11 protein-coding genes are annotated in these 21,723 nt (G+C 71.2%); all 11 read left to right on the top strand.

What is annotated here, in order from left to right:
- Window positions 1-86 precede the first annotated feature (86 nt).
- The 11 genes from ABZ453_RS33970 (at window position 87) to ABZ453_RS34020 (ending at window position 21,711) form a co-directional block, all read left to right on the top strand.
- Complete coding sequence (locus ABZ453_RS33970) at window positions 87-13,181, top strand: hypothetical protein (protein WP_359021053.1); 13,095 nt, start codon at window positions 87-89, stop codon at window positions 13,179-13,181.
- 10 nt (window positions 13,182-13,191) lie between these two features.
- Complete coding sequence (locus ABZ453_RS33975; RefSeq protein ID WP_359021055.1) at window positions 13,192-13,461, top strand: hypothetical protein; 270 nt, start codon at window positions 13,192-13,194, stop codon at window positions 13,459-13,461.
- Between the two features lie 98 nt (window positions 13,462-13,559).
- A complete protein-coding gene (locus tag ABZ453_RS33980) occupies window positions 13,560-14,165 on the top strand; it encodes a hypothetical protein (protein WP_359021057.1) in 606 nt (201 codons plus the stop codon).
- Between the two features lie 12 nt (window positions 14,166-14,177).
- Complete coding sequence (locus ABZ453_RS33985; protein ID WP_359021059.1) at window positions 14,178-14,390, top strand: hypothetical protein; 213 nt, start codon at window positions 14,178-14,180, stop codon at window positions 14,388-14,390.
- 146 nt (window positions 14,391-14,536) lie between these two features.
- Complete coding sequence (locus tag ABZ453_RS33990; RefSeq protein ID WP_359021061.1) at window positions 14,537-16,423, top strand: NUDIX domain-containing protein; 1,887 nt, start codon at window positions 14,537-14,539, stop codon at window positions 16,421-16,423.
- A gap of 223 nt (window positions 16,424-16,646) precedes the next feature.
- A complete protein-coding gene (locus tag ABZ453_RS33995) occupies window positions 16,647-17,939 on the top strand; it encodes a phage major capsid protein (protein WP_359021063.1) in 1,293 nt (430 codons plus the stop codon).
- Window positions 17,940-18,020: 81 nt separating this feature from the next.
- Window positions 18,021-18,296 (top strand): hypothetical protein, encoded by a 276-nt coding sequence (locus ABZ453_RS34000; RefSeq protein WP_359021065.1) that lies wholly within the window; start codon window positions 18,021-18,023, stop codon window positions 18,294-18,296.
- Window positions 18,293-19,540 carry a hypothetical protein gene (locus tag ABZ453_RS34005; RefSeq protein ID WP_359021067.1) on the top strand — a complete coding sequence of 416 codons (1,248 nt, stop codon included), beginning with the start codon at window positions 18,293-18,295 and terminating at the stop codon, window positions 19,538-19,540. Before ABZ453_RS34000 ends, ABZ453_RS34005 begins: the two co-directional genes overlap by 4 nt.
- Window positions 19,541-19,578: 38 nt before the next feature.
- On the top strand, window positions 19,579-20,325 hold the full coding sequence (locus ABZ453_RS34010; protein ID WP_359021069.1) for a hypothetical protein: 747 nt from the start codon (window positions 19,579-19,581) through the stop codon (window positions 20,323-20,325).
- A gap of 132 nt (window positions 20,326-20,457) precedes the next feature.
- On the top strand, window positions 20,458-20,949 hold the full coding sequence (locus ABZ453_RS34015; protein WP_359021071.1) for an IPT/TIG domain-containing protein: 492 nt from the start codon (window positions 20,458-20,460) through the stop codon (window positions 20,947-20,949).
- 153 nt (window positions 20,950-21,102) lie between these two features.
- A complete protein-coding gene (locus tag ABZ453_RS34020) occupies window positions 21,103-21,711 on the top strand; it encodes a hypothetical protein (protein WP_359021073.1) in 609 nt (202 codons plus the stop codon).
- Window positions 21,712-21,723: the final 12 nt, after the last annotated feature.

The following is a 21,723-nucleotide window of genomic DNA, read 5'->3' on the forward strand; positions in this document are numbered from 1 at the left end:
CGCACCATCAAGGTCGTCCCGCACCCAAAATACGGGCGGCCATGAGCACGCGACGCTAACCAGTGGCAATGTGCATGGTCCGCGCCATGCTGAATCGCCCCGCTGCTGCGCACGCTGAGTTGCAGGACCTGAGTGACGACCTCGAGGTCAAGGCTGCCCGCCGTAAGTGGAACCCCGCCCTGCACCCGCGTGACAGTAAGGGCAGGTTCATCGAGACCGGCGGAACGGTCCGCTTGTGGGGCGGCAAGCTCGCGCGCGTCGTCCGCGCGCTCCCCAACGACCGCATCCTCGTCCAGGACCAGACCGGCGAGAACGAGTTCAACGGCCGTCGGCACACCACCAGCGCCAAGTGGGTGTCCATGGTCGCCAGGCCCGACGGCTCCGCGCCCACCGACAACGAAGACAAGGTGGTCGCGGAGGACGAGAAGCGGGACAAGGACCCTCGCCGCGGCAACGGCGTGGCCCACGACGACGACGGCGACCCCGACACCCCCAACGACCCCCACGACGTCGACGACCGCGGCCGCCCGATCGGCGAGGACGACGACCCCGTCGGCTCCCGCGAGAACGACGACCAGGACGAGCCCGCCGACGGCAAGCACCCCATCAACGTCCACGCCCTGCCCAACAAGCAGCACATCGCCGGCGGCCGCTTCTCGAACACCGCGGCCGTACGACAGCACTTCCTCGACCTTGCCGACCGGCCCGGCACGAAGCCGGAGATGGCGAAGTTCCTGCGGTCCATCGCAGGCGACGACGACCTCAGAACCAGCGCCGACGGCCGCCTGGCGATCCTCGGCGACGACTCCACCGGCCGCTGGTACCTGACGGCCACCGGCACCGGCCAGCGCATGAACATGGCCGGGGACTTCGCCACCCCGGAGGAAGCCACCGACTTCGCGGCCCACCTCAACCGCACCGCTCCCACCGAGGGCGCAAAGGTGCGCACCTGGTCCGGGTTCGACTTCTCCAACCCGAACCTCGACGAGGCCGCCAGCACCTGGCGCTCGAGCAAGGGCGAGAACATCCAGGCTGCCATCAAGCGAGCCCGCGCCGAGTTCGACAACGCCCGTACGCCCGACAACAACGGTCCGGCGACCATCAGCCGCAGCGAGCTCAAGCCCGGCGACCGCATCAAAGTGACCGTGGACGCCGGCGACATCGAGTGGCCGGACAGCACCCGCGACCAGGACAAGCCGGAGACAGTCACCGTCGAGGGCACCGTCGCGCCATCCCACCGGAACGGCACCTACACGCCCCTGCTGGACGCCACGCTGACCAGGCCCGACGGCACCGTGATGACGTCCGGCGACTCCGCCCGCATCATGCACATGCCCGCGCAGATCGAGCGTACGGGCCACACCAGCGGATCGGCCTCCGAGACGAGGCGCGTCGACCAGGTCCGCGTCGGCGACGTCCTCACCCATGGGGACTTCGGCCACGTCGTCACCGACGTGAGGCGGTACCCGGGCGGGCGCACCTTCACCACCCGCAACCTTGGCGGACGCCGTGAAGTCGACCAGTTCGGTGCCAACACCAGCGACACCCTGCCCGTCGTCCCGAGAGCGAGCCGCCGCCCGGAGGACGTGCAGCGCGACACCCCCACCCGTACGCAGCAGCACCCCAACAGCACCGACGCGAAGCGCGCGGCCGAGGCCAGCCTCAACGACTGGGAAGCCGTCAACGCGCTCGCCGAGAAGCAGTGGCCGGAAGGCGCCCCGGCGGAATTCCGTGCCCTGTCACAGCACATGCGGAACATCTCGGCCGCCCCCGAGGGGCCCAAAGGCTACGAGGAGAACGGCGAGGCCATGCACCGCGCCCTCGCCGCCATCGACGATCTCGACACCGACAGCCTGGACCGGGACATTCTCCAGGCGCTGCACCGGCTCGAGGGGCGCCTGGACGACAACGCCGACCGGTTCGTGGCCGACGCCCGCGCGATCCGGGAGAACAGGCGCAAGCGCGCCCAGGAGCCCACCTCGGAGCCCCTGCAGCACGACTGGGACAACCCGCAGAACCTCGTCACCCTGACGATGCCGGAGGCTCTCGCGGACTTCCTGCACGTCGAAGAGACCGCGGCCATGGAGGACCCGGACACCCGGAAGGCCCTCACCGAGGCCACAAGGGGCCGGAACGGCACGCTCAAGGTGACCGCCCCGATCGAGACGCACCGCGCCCTCCTCGAGTGGGCGTGGACGCTGGCAGGCGGCGAAGGCCTGGACTCCGACCCGAAGGAGATCCGGGCCTACAACAACTACACCAAGCGCGTCGACGAGGCCGCGGCAAAGCTGCAGCAGAGCCGCGAGGAGAGGCACGTCGACGCCCCGGACGCGAACGTGCCCGACGCGGGCAGCGGCGGCGCGGACGCGCCATCGGCCGACGCCCCCAACGCGGAGCCCAGCGGACAGGGCGACGACGGTGGGGTCATCTTGAGCCCTGATGAGGTCAACGCGCCCGCGGCCGCCGCACACGGCGCTAAGGCCCCGTCCACGATGGACGACGGCGAGATCCGCGACGAGATCGTCTCCCTGATGGAGCGGGAGATGGCCAACGGCGGCGAACTGGAAGGCCCCGACCGCACCCGCCTGGCCGTCCTCGAGGCGGAAGAGGCGACCCGCGCCGGCCGTACCCCGAAGCGGGAGGAGCCGAAGCCGAAGCCGCCTGCGGAGGAGCCCGGCGGCCTGTTCGACGTCGGCCCGGACGAGCAGCAGCGGTTCGTGGCCGACCCGAACAACCCGGACGACCAGGCGGACGACCCCACGGGCACCCCGGACATGTTCGCCGACGCCGAAGGCCGCGACACCAGCAGACTGCGCCCCCCGCAGTCCCGCAAGCCCGCCGACTTCCAGGTCGGGGACCGGTTCGTCGACGCCGACGGACGTACGCACACCGTGGCAGAGCCGCCGCTGCGAACCCCGCGCGGCCGTATCCGCGTCGTCGGCGAAGACGGTGAGCACTTCCTCGCCGCGGACAGAGAGCTGCGCGTCCTGCACCCGGACGAGGACGCCCCCGCTGTGCCGGGGGCGGACACCCCCGACGCCAACGCACCGGCGGGCGATGCCCCGTCCGCGGACACTCCGGACAACGAGACGCCGGAGGCGGACACCCAGGAACCGAACGCTGCAGACGCCCCGGCCGCCGACGCTACGCCCGCTACGCCGGACGCCGAGCCCGCCGCGGCCCCGGCTGACCAGGTCCGCATCGACCACAGCGGCACCGGCACCACCGTCCGCTTCCCCACGCCGAACGGCATGGTCAGCGACGAAGAGTTCGCGGTGCTGCGCCGCCTGGGCTTCAAGGGCAGCAGGGACAGGACGCAGCCGCGGTTCTTCTACCTGCCCAGCAACATGACGCTGTCGCGCCGCGAGGACAAGGTGCGTCAGCTCAAGGAGTGGCTGGACGGACGCGGTGTCGCCTACCACGCGCCGCAGGACGACGCCGAGAAGCCGGACCTGACCCCGGAGCAGCTCGACCAGCTCAAGGACCGGTACCACGCCCCGGCCGGCACCTGGGCCACCACGGACTTCCAGCCTGGCGACGAGGTGTGGACCGGCCGTTCCTGGGACACGGTCGACTCGGTCGGCCCGAAGAACCTGCGTCTGCAGGGCCGCGGTTCCACGCCGTACGACAGTGTCCTGGCCCGCCGCCGCGGCGGCCAGATCCGCACGATGTTCGACGCCCCGGCCGACGACGGCACACCGCGCCCGGGTGCCGACGACCCCAAGACCATGCGGGACGAGCAGATCGCCCAGGAGCTCGCCCACCTTCGCGGCGCCACCCTCCCCGAGGGCAACGACCCGTCTTCCCGCGCCGTGCGCCGCCAGGTCACCGCCCGTATCCGCGCCTTGAGCGACGCCCAGTCCGAACGGACCTTCGCACGCCGCCGCGACGAGATGGGACGCCGCGACCAGGCCGGTCTCGTGCGCGACCCTGCCCGCCTCGCCCGACTCAAGGGCGAGCAGGTCCAGGGCCGAGACGGTGCGCCCATCGGCATCGTCTACCCGGAGAAGAAGGGGAAGTGGGTGTTCGTCGACCGCGACGGACGCACCCCCACCACCGAGAGGTACCCGAGCCGCGCGGCCGCCATCACCGCGCTCAACAAGCTCACCGACAGGCGCAACCAGCGCGCCGGAGAGGGTTGGAAGCACTCGGCATGGGACGACGTCCAGCCGGGCGACACCATCCGCCTGCCCGAGCTGGGACGCGCGGAGGGGGCCCAGAACCGCGGCCGCATCGTGACCGGCTGGTCGGAGCCCCTCGAGGTCTCCGAGATCCGCCGCGGCGACATGGGCCAGGTCCTCATCACTGGCCGCCGCGGCGACGAGGACGTCCAGCTCGAGGTGCCCCGCACCGACGCCACCTTCGGCACGTCCAAGCCCGGCACGGTGCCGGACCGAGAGCCCAGCGACGCCGGCGGCGGCATGGACTGGCGCCAGATGCGCCCGGACGACTTCGGCCAGGACGAGATCCCGGCCGCGGCCGGAGACCAGAACCAGCCCCGGCCGACCGACGAGTTCGGTACGCCGGACCTCATCGCCAACGGCACCCCGGACACTCCCGAAGCCTCCGGCACCCCGGACATCCCCGAGGCCGCGGACAGAGCCGACAACGCCACGGCGCCCGACGCGCCGATCCGTAACACGTCGCCGGCAGACATGACCGACGAGGACATCGACGCCGAGCTCGAGGAGCTGCAGGCGTGGCAGAACCGGCACGTTGCGAGCAACGGGGAAGGCCCGCGCGTTCAGGGCAACGCCATGCTCGCGATCTCGCCTGTCGCCAACCGGCGGGGCCACCTCCGCGAGGAGCAGCGCAAGCGTGAGATCGCCCGCAAGGACCGGGAGAAGCGGGAAAAGGAGAAGCAGGACCGGGCCGAGGCGCTCGCGCGTGCCGAGATCGGTAAGCGGAACGATGACGGCTCGTACCCGGTGACGGTCGACGGCGAGGACGCCGGCACCGTTGGTCAGCTCGCCCGTAAGTGGCGGTACACCGACGACAACGGCGACACGTCCCCCGACTTCTACCCGAGCCGCACGGAGGCCGTGGCCGCGCTCGTCCGCAACCGCGACGCCCGCCGCGCGAACGCCGACGAAGACGCCCGGCGGGAGCAGGCCCGCAGCGAGGCACCCGAGGGGTGGACCCTCGGCGACCGCGCCGACGTCGCCGAGAACGACATCATCCGCGTGCCGATCACTCAGCGGGACGGCAACGGCCGCCCGTACCCCGTGGGCTGGAGGCAGCCGGTCCGCGTCAACAGCGTGACCCGGAACGACAACGGGACGACGGTCCTGTCCGTCTCCAACCTCGACGGCTCCCGCTCGGACATCAGCCCCGTCTTCCTGAGCCACCCCGACGACACCTTCGCCTGGTCCAACGACCGCACGCGACCGGAGCCGACCCCGGCATGGCGGCACGAGCTCCGCGCCCGCATGGCCGACATCGGCGACGACATCGCCACCCTCCAGAACAGGGAAGGCCTACAGGATCCGGAGCGCATCCAGCGTCTGCAGGACCTCATCCAGCGGGTCAGCCGGGGCGAGACGGACGATCTGCAGGGCGACCTCCGCCAGATCCGCGACGAGGCCGCGTGGCTGGAGAGCCAGTTCGACGACCCGGACCTCGAGCTGCCGTACGAGACTCGCAGGGCAAAGTCGTGGGCCACCGCAGCCCGCATGAAGGCCGAACGTGACCTTCGGTATCCGGACTTCCAGCAGGGCGGTACGCCGGACGAGGGTGCCCCCGAGAGCACAGCCCCGGGGCAGGCTGACGAGTTCGCAGCGGTGCGGCAGCGGTACGACGGCGACATGGTTTCCGCCGACAAGATCCAGGTCGGCGACTGGGTCCACACCGTTTCCGCAGACCCCGCCTACAACGAGCCGATGCACATGGTGGGACGCGTTATTCACGCCACCCCACTCAGCAACGGCCAGGTCCGCATCGAAGTCGAGTCGGACGTCACGATCAACGGCAAGCCGACCGTCCGAACTGAGTTCGCGATGTTCCGGGGCACTGACCTGGTGGAACGGCTCCCGGAGGGCAACCCGGGACGAGAGGACACGTCCGACCTGGCGCGCCGTATCGAGGGCGCGAACGGGCAGCGCGTCGCGTCCAAGGTGCGCGTGCCGGAGGGCTGGCGAGCCGTTGACGGTTCTCAGATCCAGCCCCAGCCCGGGGACCGTTTCAGGATCGCTCTGCGCGGCCGGGGCGGGCTTACGGACCGCGAGCACATGAACGTCACGGTGGAGCGGCCGGCCGAGCGAGAGGGCTACTGGCGCGTCAAGGGTCAGCCGCTGAGCTTCCGGACGAGCGACATCGTGGCCGTTCCCGATGGTGCCGACGCGCCGAGCGACGGCCCGGATGCGAACGCGCCGGACGTCGACGACCGCACCACTCGTGCGCGGAATCTGTTCGGCGAAGGCATGAACGCAGTTGGCGGCGACTCCCTGCCGGAGATGCAGGAGCTCGACGACCGTCTCGGCCGTGCCGATTCCGGTGAGGACCGGGACGCGGAGCTCCGCGACATCGCCGACCGCATGGACGGGCTCGCCGATCAGTACGAGCTCGCAGGCCCGCAGGGCGAACTCGCCGCCGACCGGTTCCGTCGCGCTGCGCGCATCGCCCGCGGTGAGCAGGACGACCGCGACGAACGCCGCGGTGACGACAACGGCGACGGCCAGGTCGGCGACGCCCCAAGCACCGACGGCGAGTCCAACGACGGTCAGAACGACGACAACCGTGACGAGACGACGGGCGAAGATGCCCCGGAGAACGAGGACGACGGCCAGGGCGACCAGGACGACGAGCAGCGCCAGGGCGACGAGGAAAGCCACCAGCAACGCCCCGACGCCGATGGCGGGGCGGCCGCCCCTGACGGTGAGCCCGACGCCGGTGGCGCAGGCACGCCCAACACCCCCGAAAACAGCGACGACAGCACTAGCTCGAGCGACGACGAGGGCGACGGCCCCGACAACACCGACGACGAGGAAGACCGCTCGGACATCGAGGAGAACGACGAAAACGACGAGGAGGAGCGCAGGCGCCGGCGTCGCCGCCGCAACCGCGGGGGTGGCAACGGCGGTCCCGGCGGAGGCGGCCCTGGTGGGGTCGGCCTGCCGCACCTGAACCTGCCGGACCTCAATGTCCCGACCGCGACCGGTACCGGCGGCGATGGTGGCAACGGCGACGCGGGCGACCGCCACGGCGACCGATCCCGCCGTCCCCGCCACAGCGACGTGGACTCCCTGCGGAACGCCTGGCGCACCGGCGACGGCCTCACCCCGGCCGAGGACACCCCCGAACGGCGCGCCTTGCTCGCCGAGTTGGCGGACCGTGAAGGCCTCGCCCTGTCGCCCGAGGGCGGACTCGCGGTGTACCCCGAGCCGCAGGCCGACGGCACCACCCTGTGGCGCTTCGCCCAGGCCCGCAACGGCACGAACCTCCCCGGCATCACCCTGACCTCCGACGACCCCGAGGAGGCGCGCGCGCTCGCCGGACGGTTCGAGGAGATCACCGACCGCAACGGTGACCCCTTCGACTGGAACGAGGCATGGGGCCCGGCAAGCGTGGCCGCGTGGCGTGACGGAGAGGGCCGCAACCTTCCCCAGGCGCTGCGCGCAGTACAGGACGACTACGAGCAGGAGCGCAACGGCGCGTTCACCCTTCCCGAGGACCTCACCACCGTGAGCGACCCGGACCTCGAGAACGCCCTGCGGCAGGGCCTCGGCCCGGAGGACGAGTTCCGCGTCATGGCGGAGATGGACCGCCGCGACGGCTACGTCGACGAGCGGATCCGGGCTGCCGTGCCGGAGACGCCCCCGACCAATCCCGAGGAGGCGGAGCGCGAGGGCCGCCTCATGGACGAGGCCCTCGGCTTCGGCGACACGGACGTCACACAGCCCGCTCCGGCCACCCCCGGACGCCTGCGCCGAGAGTTCGACGCCCTCGATGAGGAGCGCTTCCAGGCAGCCATGCAGGCCACCGGCGGACGCATCCTCAGCCCCGAGGCCGAAGCAGACGGCATCGACCCCCGCGCCGTGTTCTCCGGCGGCAAGTTCAGCAACAAGCGCGCCCAGGACCTGGCTTCGCAGGAGTTGAAGGACTGGTGGGAGGGCAACGGCCGGCTCACGTACCCGCAGTACAGGCAGCGGGAGGCCGACCGTGTCCTGCGCGCCGAGTTCGCCGACTGGGACGAGGCCCGCTACCGCCAGGCCGTCGACTTCACGAACGGCTACTTCTTCCGCCGTGAGTACAAGTTCGGGGGCACCGACTTCGATGAGCGGGAGCTGTTCTCGGGCGGCAGCCTGTCGGCACGCGATCGGTGGCAGCAGTACGCCAGCGAGGAACTGCAGGAGTGGTTCGACCTCAACGGCGGCCGCCAGACGTTCGCCCAGTACAAGCAGTCACGCCAGGACAGCGACCGCGCAGACCGGCACCAGCACGAGGAGGACCAGCGCCGCGCCGCTGAGGAGGGAGCGGCCGCGGGCGGGGCGCCCGAGGACACGACGCCCTTCACGGCCGACGAAGTCACCCCGGCGCCGCCGTTCAACCCCGCCGACGTCGAGAGCGAGGAGGACGCCGCGTTCCGGTTCGGCGGCCACGACCGGATGAAGGAGTTCGCCGACCGGGCCGAGCTGCGCCCCGTCGGGAACGGCGACTCCCAAGACGTGTGGCTCGACGGCCAGCAGATCGGCACCATCTCCGCTCTCCGCGGATTCAACGGAAACCCGGAACCCGTGTGGGACGCCCGGCCGTTCTTCGGACTGGCCCACGACCGGAACAGCCGCTCCCAGTCCCGTGACACGGCCATCGCCAACCTCGTCGTCCGCGCCCTGCAGGACGGCCCCGCCGACCCCGCGAACCCGAGCGACGACGTGTGGGACACCGTGACGGTGCACCTGGCGGGCATGACGCGGGAACTGCCGGAGCTCCCGGAGTCCCTGCGTAATGACCTGGAGGCCCGCGCCCGGTACGAGCGGCTGACCGGCATGGTCGACGCCTTCCGTGACCAGCGGTCTCCCAGCGGGAACCTGCGGGACGACCTGGCGCAGGCCCGCGACGACTTCGCATGGCTGCGCAGCGCCCTGGACGACCCCAAGCGGAACAACCGGCAGCGCGAGGAGCTGTCCGACCTGGACACCCGCGCCTTCTGGGCGGGCCGCATCCTCGACGGCCTGGGCGGTCCGGACAGCGACCTGGAGCGTCCCCGCGCCCAAGACGAGCCGAAGGGCGACGGCGACACGCCGTCCCCCGCGGTGCCGACGCCGGACGAGCCCGTCAACACCCCGGAGAACACCCCGCGTTCGCCGGCGGAGCCCGACCCGGAGCCCGAGCCGGAGCCGATCGGCGGGCAGCCCGCGCACTGGGCCCGCGTCGAGGACCTGGCGCCCGGCGACATGGTCCGCATGACCGGCACCACCAAGAAGGGCAAGCCGGTTCAGCGCGCCGGGTACGCCTACACCGCACCCGTGCGCGTGGAGGTCACCCGCCGCGGCCGGACCGAGCAGATGTGGCGGTGCTGGGTTACGGAGCACCCGGACGGCACCGGCGCGGCCGGGAACGTCTACACGTCCATCAACGCCACCGCGGCGCGCGCCGAGGCACCGGACGACGTCGTGCCCGGGTCTCCGGCCAGCGGCGCCCAGGCGGCTCTCCGCTCGGGTGACCTGCCCGGCCAGATCCCGGCGGACCGCGACGGCCGCGGCCTTTTCCCTGGCAGCACCGTCACCGGATCCAACGACCGTGAGGGCACCGTCACCGGCGCCACGGACACCACCGTGGCGGTGCACTGGTCCGACGGGAACGACGACACCGCGCTCTCGCCGACTTCGCTCACCGTGACCGACAGCGAGCGCCCCGACGGCTGGACCGCCGACGGACACCGCGTGACCACCCAGAACGTCGTCAGCGACACCGACGGCTCGCTCCTCGGCCCCGTCGACGACGTCGACGGAGACAACGTCACCATCACCACGGCCGACGGCACCATCACCCGCAGCGCCGGAGACCTCAGCGTCACCGGCCAGGTACGCGACGACGTCCCCGACACGGCACCGGTGACCGGCATCGACGAGCCCGCGGCCGCGGACCTTAAGGACGGCGACGTCGTGCTTCTGGACCTGGACGGTCACCTCTCCACCGTCGCGATCACCAGCCCGCCCAGCCGGGACGGGGACCGCGTCACCATCCAGTACGCCGACACCACCACCGGCGAGATGGGCGAGATCGACGTCGACGCCCGCGCGGTACTCCCGCGCGCCCAGGGCCCGGACGGTGGCGCCCCGGACCTCGGCCCGGACGACGCCCCGGAGCCGGCCGACGACCTGGTCGTGCATGACCCGCCGCACCCCGTCGACCCTGTCACCGGCCCGACCGTCGACCCCGAGCTGACCCCGGACGAGCGGGACGCCGTCGGCGACCACGCGGATGGTCCGGATGACGATCCTGACGCGCACCAGGGCGCCGTTCGCATCACCGCGAACCTGCCTCTGTCGCCCGATCACGCCAGGGCTCTCGCCGGTCAGCTCCGCGCCTCCGCGGACCCCTCAACGCCCGAGGGCCGCAGCGCACTGCGTGCCGCTGACCGCCTTGACCGGGCGGCCGGCTGGACCCCGCCGCCCGGCTTCAACCGGCCTCGACCCATGAACGTGTCCCAGATCGGTGAAGGCGACTACGTGGCCATGCCGGACGCCCGCCGCGGCGACCAGATCCACGTGTACCGCGTCATCGACGTCGAAGAGGCTCCCGGCGGAATGCGAGGACTCCTCCTCGAAGACGAGAATCACCAGTGGCGCCGCCGGACCGTGCCCGGAAGTGACACTGTGTGGCAGCTCCCCGAGGCGCAGCCGGACCCCGTCACCCCGCCCGACATCGACGACACCGACACCACCCCGGACCCTTCGACCGCCCCCGGATTCGGTATCCCTGGTGGCCCGTTGCGCCGTGCCGGAGACGACCCGAGCACTCCGGCCACTCCGTCCACGCCGAGCACGCCGGATTCCTCGAGCACGCCGGACGAGCCCTCGGTACCCGTCGCCCGCGTCCGCCCGGGAAGCCTGCGCGTTGGCGACGTCATCGACGCGCCCGTGAGCCGGACCGGCTACCAGTTCAACGGTCATCGGCGCCTGACGATCATCAGCGAGCCGCAGCGCAACGGCTGGTGGATGCAGCTCACCGGCATGGACGAGGACGGCAACGTGCACGACTTCGGTCTGCACAACGGCCGCGCCGTGAACGTCTACGACCGCAACCGGCCCACCCCGGCCCTGCCGCCCGCCGGTACGCCTCGCGACCCCAACCAGGTGCCGCAGGCAGACGTCGACGGGATCGTCAGCGACCACTCCCGCAGCCTCGCCGCCCGCATCATCGACGAGGCCGTCGCGGGCACGGAGCCGCCCGGCGACATCCACGCCCTGCGGGAGCAGATCGCCCAGCGCCTCACCGCTGAGGCCCTGCGCGATGCCCGCCGAGCAGCCCACCGTGACGGGGCTGCCGCGCTCAACGCCGCGGGCCTCACCGGCCGCGACCGGATCGCAGCCCTGCGCCGTCTCCGGGAAACCCGCGACCAGACCCACAAGGACACCGTGCGGGCAGCCCTGCGCACTATCAACGACCTCGAGCCCCTCCCCGACGAGAGCAACGAGGACCTGGCCGCCCGCGCCCGGGACCTGCTGCGCCTCATCCCGGACCAGGTGGCCGGCCGACCGTCGACCACGGACCCCGACGCCGACCCGGACGTCACCCAGACGGTCACGGGACACGCCGACGACGCGGTGAACGCGCTCCTGCAGCAGCTCCAGGCCGCGGGCTTCGATTCGGGCGACGCCGAACGGATCGCCCGCACCCTCACCCAGAACATGGCCGGATCCCGGCAGGCCACCGCCCGCCGGATCGCGGCCCGGGTCGCCGCGGTGTCCCCGGAGGCTGGCCGACAGCCGGGCCTCCTCGCCCGGATCGTCGCTGCCCTGATCCGCATGTCCAAGCGCCTCGCCGAGTTGGTGAAGGCAGGCGCCCGGAAGATCGCCGAGAAGTACCGCAACGCGCGGGAGCGCATGGCCCGCCTGCGTGCCTTCCTGGGCCGCATGGTCCGCCGCGTCCGACAGTGGCCGGAGTCCCGCCGCCTGGCGCGCCTGCACCGCGCGGTGAACCTGCCCGACGCAGACGGCAACTCGCTGGCCGCTCGGATCTCCCACTGGGCCGGACTGATGCCCGAGCCGGGCCGGTTCGGACAGTCGCAGCGTCGCGTCACCTTCTGGCGCCCGACGACGTGGGGACAGCTCGCCGCGGGCCGCCTCCCGGACCGGTCGGACCGCATCCAGTGGACCCCGGACCGGGCGGCCGACGGCGGCCCCGGCCTGACCGCGCTCCGCCACATGGCAGCCCTGCGGGCGGCCGGCAGCGACGTCGACCAGGACGTGACCCGTCGTCTGTCCGCCGCTCTCGGCGACGACTTCGGCGACGACCCTCACGCCACGCTGCAGCACGCCGACGACTACGTGGCCAGCAGCGAGCGCCGCCTGGTCAACCTGCAGGCAGCTCGCAGCGGTGCGACCATCCCGGACGACGAGGACCTCGAGGTCGAGATCACGGCCGCCCGTGCCGAACTCGCGGCCTCGCGCCGGGATTACGCGGACATGCGGGCCCAGTACGCCGCCGCGGTGCCGGACGCCGTGGCCGCGGCCCTGGCCGACATCCGCGACATGGGCCCCGACGGCAACGCCGCGATCGTGTTCGGCCGGGACACCGACCCGGACGCCGAACGGGCCGTACGGGGCGTACAGCGGCTCATCCCGCGCGCGTGGCTCAACACCCCCGAGGCGCGCCACCTAACGGCCGTGGACGGCACGCAGGGCCGCTACGAACCGGAGGGGCAGAGGATCACGGTCGCCGACCTGGCCGACGAGGGAATGGGCACCGCCGGGTACGCCCTGGCGCAGCACTTCGCCCGGCACCTCGGCGACCTGGACTCCGCGCAGCGCGCGTTCTGGTTCACCCAGACGCACACCGGCCGGCCCGGCGCCCGCCGCATGCGGCCGAGCGCCCTGTCCCGGCTCCTGCGGCGGCAGCAGACGCAACCGGAGACCGGTGACACTCTCGCGCGGTCTGTTCAGGCGATGTTTAGCGGCGACTGGTACCAGGACGACGACTTGAGAGCGTTCCTCCTGGGCCTGATGGCCACGCGATAGGAGGCAGGAAGTGTTCACCGTCACCGGCTCGTTCGACGACGGTGCGACCTACACCGTGCAGATCACCGGGCGGGCCGACCGCCCGGTGATCGGGTCGCACCGGGCCGCGGCCCTCGTGGAGCTCCACCTGGGCGAGACCATCGCCCTGTCACCGACCGGCCCCATGACGGCCGTTGCAGGGGACGACGGTGCGTCCATCCTCGCGGTGCTCCGCGAGTACACCAACGTCATCGAGGAGAGCGGGCCCGTTCCGCGGCAGGCGCGCATGCCAGAAGGCTGAACCGAGGCACTTGCCCAATTGGGCAAGAACGATCTTGATCGGGGTGGGTGCGACGGTTGGCGGCGACACAAGCCGCCCCGCGCGCCCATCCTCCGCCCGTGACCAGATACGGATTCGCCATCAAGGCTCTCCCCCAGGGCGCCAAGCCTTTCGGGGAGGAAGACGACGAGAAAGAGGAGACCGCGGGCACCGAAGAGGCTTCGCTCGGCGTCTCCGACCCCGAGGCCTCCGGCGAGGACCTGCCGGAGGACCCCACCGCGGCACCGGCCGCGCCCGCAGAGGACCCCGCCGCACCGCCGGATCCTTCGGCAACCGACGGCCCACCAGAAGGAGAAGGCGATGGCGACCCGGGCGCGGTCCCGCCACAGCCCGACGACGACTCCCGCCCATGGGCCGGAGACGAGTACAACGAGGGCGACGAGACCAATCCCGACAACGCCTTCGCCGCTTACACCGGCAGTGACGGGGAACAGGCTTGGCTCGATCAGGCTCAGGACGGCACACTGACCGGATGGGTGCGTGACTCCACCGGCCAGGTGTGGCATTACACCGACCCCGATGCGTGGGCGACCGACGTGGACGGGGCGCAGATGACCCGAACCCACGGCCCGGAAGGGGACGGTACGACCGACCCGACCGCGCCGGGCGGGCAGGCCCCGGCCGAAGACCGCGGTGTCCAGGACCCGATGTTCGCGAGCCAGTAAGGAGAGCCGAGAGTGCAGCTCGACCGCCAGACCTTCCAGGACCGGCTCAACGAAGGCAAGGCCGCATACCAGCAGGGAGACCCGTCCGACGCCTGCCCGTACAACATGAACGGCTCCGTCGAGGAACGGTTCGGATACCGCTACTGGACCCGCGGCTGGTCCATGGCCCGCTCCGAGGCCGAGGGACAGCCCCAGCAGACGGCGGGAGCCAGCGCAGGACAGTAGGCACACGCTGACGGCACGGTGCCCGGCGGCCCACTGTCCACCGCCGGAGGTTCCCCGCCGTGCCGAGCGCTGCTCCACCCATCAAATCCGCACGCCCCAGCACCATCCAGCGAGGCACGAGCCGGGCAATCTACGCCGTCACGGGCGTGGTCGACGAGGTCGAGGACCTCATCGTGCCCGGCGCCTTCGCTCGCACCCTTGCCAAACGCCCCGTCAAAACGGTGTGGCACCACGGGTGGAAAGACCCTGTCGGCGTCGTCGTCGAGTGTGAGGAATGGCTACCCGGCGACCCACGGTTCCGGGACATCCCCGACTGGCCCGCCGAAGCCGGCGCCCTCGTCGCGACCGTGCTCTACAACCTGCGCACCCGCCAGGGCCGCGACGCCTACGAGCAGGTCAAGCAGTGGCACGAGCACAAGCAGGCCGCATTCTCCATCGGCTACCGCGTCTCCGACACCGGCGCGAGCAAGCGCGGTGACGGCGTCCGCGTCATCCACGATCTGGACCTGTTCGAGGTCTCGCCCGTCCTGCACGGCGCGCACCCGCTGACCCGCTCCCTCGAGGTGAAGTCCGCCACCGGCGGACACGACGGACTCGAGTACAAGACCACGCCATCCCACGTCGAGATCGACGTCGTCGCCCTGACGGAAGGCAAGGACGTCAAGGTCGCGGGCCTGGCGGTGAAGGCCGCCGACACGGGCCGCGTGCTGATGATCCAGCGCGCCCTTGATGACGACGATCCGGCCGCGGGCACCTGGGAGATCCCCGGCGGGCACCTGGAAGACGGAGAGGAGCCGCTCGCCGCCGCGGTGCGCGAGTGGAGCGAGGAGACCGGCTCGACGCTGCCCAGTACCGCGAGCGTCGTCGGCTCCTGGACGGCACCGAGCGGCATCTACCGCGGGTTCGTCGCGGTCGTGCCCACCGAGGAGTCGGTGCCGATCAATACGCCGCACGACGAACGCCGTGTCGCCAACCCGGACGACCCCAAGGGCGACGCGACGGAGGTCACCGCCTGGTGGCCGATCGGCTCCCTCCCCGACATGCCGCTTCTGCGGCCGGAGTGCCGCGAGACACCGTGGGAGCTACTGGCCGGCGCCGCCCTTCCGCAGGGCCCGGCACCGAAGCCGATGCACCCCATCTCGCAGGACGTTCTCGACGGCATCATCGACGCCGCGAAGATCGCGGACAGGACCGTTGCGGCCAAGGAGTTCGCCGACGGCGTGATGTCCCGCTTCCGCGCCCTCAAGGGCGACGAGGAGAAGTCCGCGCACGCTGCCGTTCGCATTGCCCGCGGCCTGCCGCGCATTGAGCACAAGTCCGCCCGCTCCATGGTCGCCGAGGCCAAGAGCGCCGCCCCTCTGGAGGCCTCCGTGATGTCGTCCATGCACCTGCCCGAGTCGCAGGAACAGTTCCGCGCCCGTCTCGCCGACACCGTCCGCGAACTCCTCGACCAGGACGGCAGCACCTGGACGTGCATCGAGGGCACCTACCCGGACCGCGTCATCGTGTCCGTGCACAGCGAGGACGAGCGGCGCAGCAGCCACTACGCGATTCCGTACACGGTCACGGCCGCGGGCGACATCACGCTCGACAAGCCGCAACCCGTCGAACTCGCCACCATCGTCGTGCCGGAGGGCACCACGGCAGCCCGCGCCGCCACCGAGGCCGAGGACGTCGACGCACGCGTCGTGCAGCCCACCGTCGGAGCCCTCACCGACGCCACCGCCCGCGTCAGCAGCTCCACCGCCGGCCCGGAGGACCTCGAGGACGTCCGCGACAAGGTCCAGGAGCTGATCGCCGCCCTGTCCGCGAAGGGACTCGACGTCGCCGACGACGGACAGCCCGCCGCGGCCGGATCCCCGCTCGGACTGGACCTGTGGGACGAAGACACCTTCGGCGACGTCACCGGCGAGGAGACCGACGAGGGCGACGGCGGCGACCAGGACGACGGCGAACCGGCGCCGGGCCCGGAGGACACCGTCCGCCTGGACGCCGCGGAAGTGAAGTCGGCACTCGCCTTGATGCGGAGCTGAGTTGCACCCCCGCACCCATGCGATCCCCGCGCACCCCTCCCACCGCAGATAGCAAAACCGCAGGTCAACCCCTACGCGCTGCCGCTCTTGACGTCCTGAGCGGGCAGCGCGCGACGTTAACACCCCTCTCCCCTTTCCATTCCGCCTCGCGTTGAGGCGTCCCGGTGCTGGCCGGGCGAGCGACGCACGTCAACCGCACCCAGCACCAGGGAGAGCACCCCAAATGCCCACCGCACGTATCGAGGAGCTGCAGAAGGCGCTCCAGGCGAAGTCCGCCGAGGCCGAGCGCATCAGCCAGACCTTCAAGGTCGAGGACGGCGGCCAGTTCGTCGTCTCCAGCGAGCAGGCCACCGCGTTCCGCAAGGTCTCCGGCGAGGCGCAGGAGATCAAGGCCCTCATCGACGCCGAACAGGGCCTCGTCGAGATCAAGCAGTACCTCGACGCCCCCGAGGCTGCGCCGGCCGCGGCCACCCACTACGGGCAGCGCCCCATGAGCGTCGAAGAGAAGTCGCTCGGTGACCTGTTCGTCGAGTCCGCGTCCTACAAGCACGCCACGGAGGCCGGGTTCCGTGACAAGCCGTACATCCGCGCCGACATCGAGGGGAAGTCCATCTTCTCCCTGTCCGCGGGCACGGTGACCCACCAGGTCCTCGGCTCCGCGCAGAACCTGGGCATCGCGGAGCGCCCGTTCCGCAAGTTCCACATCCGGGACCTGTTCCCGAAGTCGACGACCAAGAACGCCGTCCTGTACGGCGCGCGAGAGACCGGCTGGACGAACAACGCCCGCCAGGTCAAGGAGCATTACGCCGCGGACGGCACCTCGCCGGCGACCGGCGCGGACACCGACACCTGGGGTCGCGCTCCGCGGTCGAAGCTCACGCTGACCCCGGTGATGTACCCGGTGGCAGAGGTCGCCCACCTGCTCGACGCGCACAAGAACATTTTGTCGGACGAGCCGCGGCTCAAGACCTTCATCAACACTCGCATGGTGGAGGGCGTCAAGTACGCGGAGGACTGGGACCTTCTGCACTCCGTCGGCGACGGCCAGTCCATCACCGGCGTCTACAACACCCCGGGTGTCCAGCAGTACACCGGTCTCGCGACCGACCAGTACAGCGTCCAGATTCGGCGCAGCATCACCAAGGCGCTGCTCGCCGAGTACGACCCGACCGGCATCGTCCTGTCGCCCACGATGTGGGAACACGTCGAGGTCGAGGAGGACAAGAACGGCGCCTTCCGCGTCGCCATCGCCGTCGCCATCGGCGCCGAGAAGAAGGTGTGGCGCCTCAATGTCGTCGAAACGACTGCGATGGCCGACACCGACTTCCTCATCGGTGCGTTCGGTCTCGGCGCGCAGCTCCACGACCGCGAGAACGTCTCCGTGACCGTCTCCTCGGAGAACGGCACGAACTACGAGCAGGGCCTCATCACGTTCCGCGCCGACGAGCGCCTGGCGCTCGAGGTTCCGCGGCCGGAGTCCTTCGTCATCGGCACCTGGACCACGCCGACCGGCTGATCCACGCCGGAGTGAGGGGGTGCACCCGGGCCACGGGTGCGCCCCCTCCCACGTAGCACCATCACGACGACGGAGGACCTGGTGATCGAGAAACAACTCATTGGCCTCGCGGCAGAACTGGACGCGCTCACCACCGTCCCCGCCGCCCAACGCGGGCCCCGTTGCAGCGTTGGCACCCTCCTGGAGGCTGCGGACGTCGACGTCGCCGCATCGCTCCGTACTGTGCTGGACACCCCCAGCGTGTCCGCCAAGTCGATCGCCGACGCACTCAGCCGCCACGGCGACCCGGTCACCGCGTGGACCGTCGCCCGGCACCGAAGGCGCGGGGAATCCAACGGATGCCGGTGCCCGCGATGACCCTGAACAACGATCTGCAGGCGCTCCTCGAGCCTGCCTCCCACGAGCAGAGCAACGCCCCCCAAGTGCAGCGCGCCTACCCGGCCGCACCCCGGGGATGGGAGAGCGGAGTGCGCTGGGAGCCCGGCGGCACGATGGTCGTCACTGCCCCGCCCGCCGACAAGCCACCCGCCGGTGAGGACGACTGGCGTGAGCGTGTCGAGGAGATGGGCCTCGTCGTCCCCGACGGCTTCCGTGTCCGCCTCGTCGAGGCCAAGCACGATCCGGCCGCCTGGCACCGCGACAACCAGGGCGACGACGCCGTCACCCGTGCCGTGTGGCGCTGCCGGTACGTCATCGAACCCGCCACCCCCGCCTGGCAGTCCGCCGGCGACGTCGACGCCCTCGTACGGGACGCGATGCGCCGCCGCAGAAAGCCCCGCCCTGCCGTCGACACCGCGGAGCGCGCCCTGGTCGTCGTCTACGCAGACGCCCAGGCCGGGAAGGTCGGCCGCGACGGAGGCACCCCGGAGCTCATCGCCCGGATCGCCGACCGATTCGACCGGCTCGACGACCACATCCGCGACCTCACGGCCGTCGGCCGCGCCCCGTCCGTCGCCTACTGGGCCGACGCCGGCGACTGTGTCGAGGGTTTCGAGAACACCACCCAACAGGCCTTCACGAACGACCTGACCCTCACCGAGATGGTTCGCGTCCACCGCCGCGTCACCTTCGAGGGCCTGGACCGGCTCGCCGGGAAGTTCGGCCGCGTCGTCGCCGCGACCTGCGGCAGCAACCACGGCCGCGTACGCCGCGGGAAGGACGCCGTCGGCCCGCCCGTCGACGACTGGGGTATCGAGGTCATGTCCCAGATCGCCGACGCCTACGCCCGCAACCAAGACGCCTACGGACACGTCTCGTTCGTCATGCCGGAACGGTGGCGGGACACCGTGTCGCTCGACGTCGCCGGGCACATCGTCGGCCTGGCCCACGGGCATCAGTACCCGCGGCCGGACAAGGCGGGCGACTGGTGGCGCGGGCAGACGTTCGGCCGTCAACCCGTCGCCGACGCCGACATCTTGATCTCCGGCCACTTCCATCACTTCCGCGCGCAGCAGATGGGCAACGGCCGGCTGTGGATCCAGGCGCCAACGCTCGACAACGGGAGCGACTGGTACGCCGTCCGCTCCGGTGAGGTCTCCACGTCGGGCCTGCTGGTGTTCAGCGTCGGCCCGGACGGCTGGGACGACCTGCGGATCCTCTGAGCGCGACGCAAGCCCTCCCGGAACTTCACGGTCCGGGCATGACTGACAAACCACGTTGGCTACTCACCCAAAACTCAGACATGCGGCGGCAGGGGATCTACAACTGGTCGATCCCGGCATGGGCCGGAACCCTGCCTGACGGCCGCACCTACAACACGTGCCCCTCGGCAGGAATCTGCGCTCAACTCTGCTACGCGCGCCAGGGGGCCTACCGGTTCCCGGGCGTCAAGGCGCGCCACGAGGCGAACCTGATGATGGTGCTGGACGATCTGCCCGGCTGGGAAGCGCAGATGACCGCGGAGCTCCAGCACAAGCGGTATCAAGACCGGTGGGTCCGCTGTCACGACGCCGGCGACTTCTTCTCCGCGGAGTACACGCGCGCGTGGATGCGCGTGATGCGGGCCGCGCCCGGCGTTCGCTTCTACGCGTACACCAAGAGCGTTTCCCTGTTCCGTGAGGTCGTCGAACCCGACCCGCCCGGGAACTTCCGGTGGGTGTACTCGCTCGGCGGCCGCGAGGACCGCCTGGTCGACGTGACCATCGAACGGCACGTCGACATCTTCCCCGACGAGGAGTCCCTCGCCGAGGCCGGATACGCCTCCCGGGGCCTGGCCGAGGAGGGGTGCCTGGTGTCCGTGCTCGGCCCGCAGAAGGTCGGGATCGCGGCCAACAACATCAAGCACCTCAAGAAGAAGCAGGGCCCCAACCGGTGGAGCGACCTGCAGCGCGCCCAGGATGAGCGCCGCCGCGGCCCCGGAAAGCAGTTCCGCAGCGGACGTCCGTAGCAGCCACAGGGGCACACCAAGATCATTCTTGCCCAATTGGGCAAGTGCCCCACCCGGTAGGGCGCGACCGAAGCCGCCCGGGTGGGGCACGGTGCCAGCGCCCAACACAGACACGAGAGAGAGGCGTGGACCATGGCGCTCTACAAGACGGACGGAACCCGGGTCACGAAGGCGGCGTTCCCTTCCACTACGGCAGGCATCACCGACCCCGAGGTGATCGTCACGCAGGACATATACGCCACCCGTCACAGCGACGAGGGCAGCTACTACACCGGCACCAGCAACGACACGAAGCCCGAGGGGTCCGTCAAGACCCTCGCCTTCAAGGCCGGGCAGGTGGTGCGCCAGTCCCAGATCAACGCCCTGTATCCCCCGGCGGTGATCGACAGCATCAGTCCGGCAACCGGCGGCGTCGCCGGCGGCACGGCGGTGACCATCACCGGCAAGTACCTGGACGGCGTCACCTCGGTGACCTTCAACGGCGTGGCAGGCACCGCCCTGAACGTCATCTCCGCCAACAAGTTGACCGTCACCACGCCTGCCGTGACGGCAGGCGCAAGGGACGTCGTCCTCGTCGACGACGCGGGCAACACCACCAAGACCGGCGGCTTCACCTTCGCCTGATCTGCGTGAACGGGCGGCCCCTCCGCTCGGGCGCAGGGGCCGTCCGCGATCAACATACGTGCGCCTGCCCGCTCGAGGCAGGGCGCGACACAAACGTCTCCCGGTGTGCAGGGTGCGCGCCGACCGGACCCACACCCCGAGAGGGAACCACCCATGGCAGCCACCGCCCGAACCCGTAAGACCGCGGCCGCGAAGACCGAGCCCGAGACCGCTGCGGAGCCGACCGCCCCGCCGGCCACCGACACCCCCACTTCGGTGGAGAACCCCCCGACGGCCACCGACACCCCGGCCCCGGAAGAGAACGCCCCAGCCAACGAGGACGCCACCACCGCGGCAGCCGCCGAGGATTCCGCCCCGGCCGCCGACAGTGCCCCGAAGGCACCCGACGCTGCTCCGCTCGAGCCGCCAGCCGTCCAGGAGCCCCCGGAGGCCCCGGCAGCGCCCGTGTTCGCCACCCCGACCGAGGTCATCCCCGACGACGAGAACCTCGCCGAGGTCATCATCGACGACGCAACCAAGGAACCCCCGGCCGACGTGGACTCCGTATTCGTGCCGCTCACCGAATACGGCTCCGTCCTCGTGTGCACCGTGCGCCTGGTCGAGAAGACGTTCCTCGGACCGCACCGCAATCCCGTTCACCGCCTCCTGCAGCCCGCGGGTGCTCACGTCTCCGAAGGCGTCGCCGCGCGGATCCGGGAGCGGCTGGAAGCCCAGGCCGAACGGCTCGCCGCCCAGGGCGACGCGGACAGCGACGAGAAGTAAGAGGAGCCAGGG

The sequence above is a fragment of the Streptomyces sp. NPDC005799 genome, from assembly GCF_040630525.1.
GTDB classification, from domain to species: Bacteria; Actinomycetota; Actinomycetes; order Streptomycetales; family Streptomycetaceae; genus Streptomyces; species Streptomyces griseorubiginosus_B.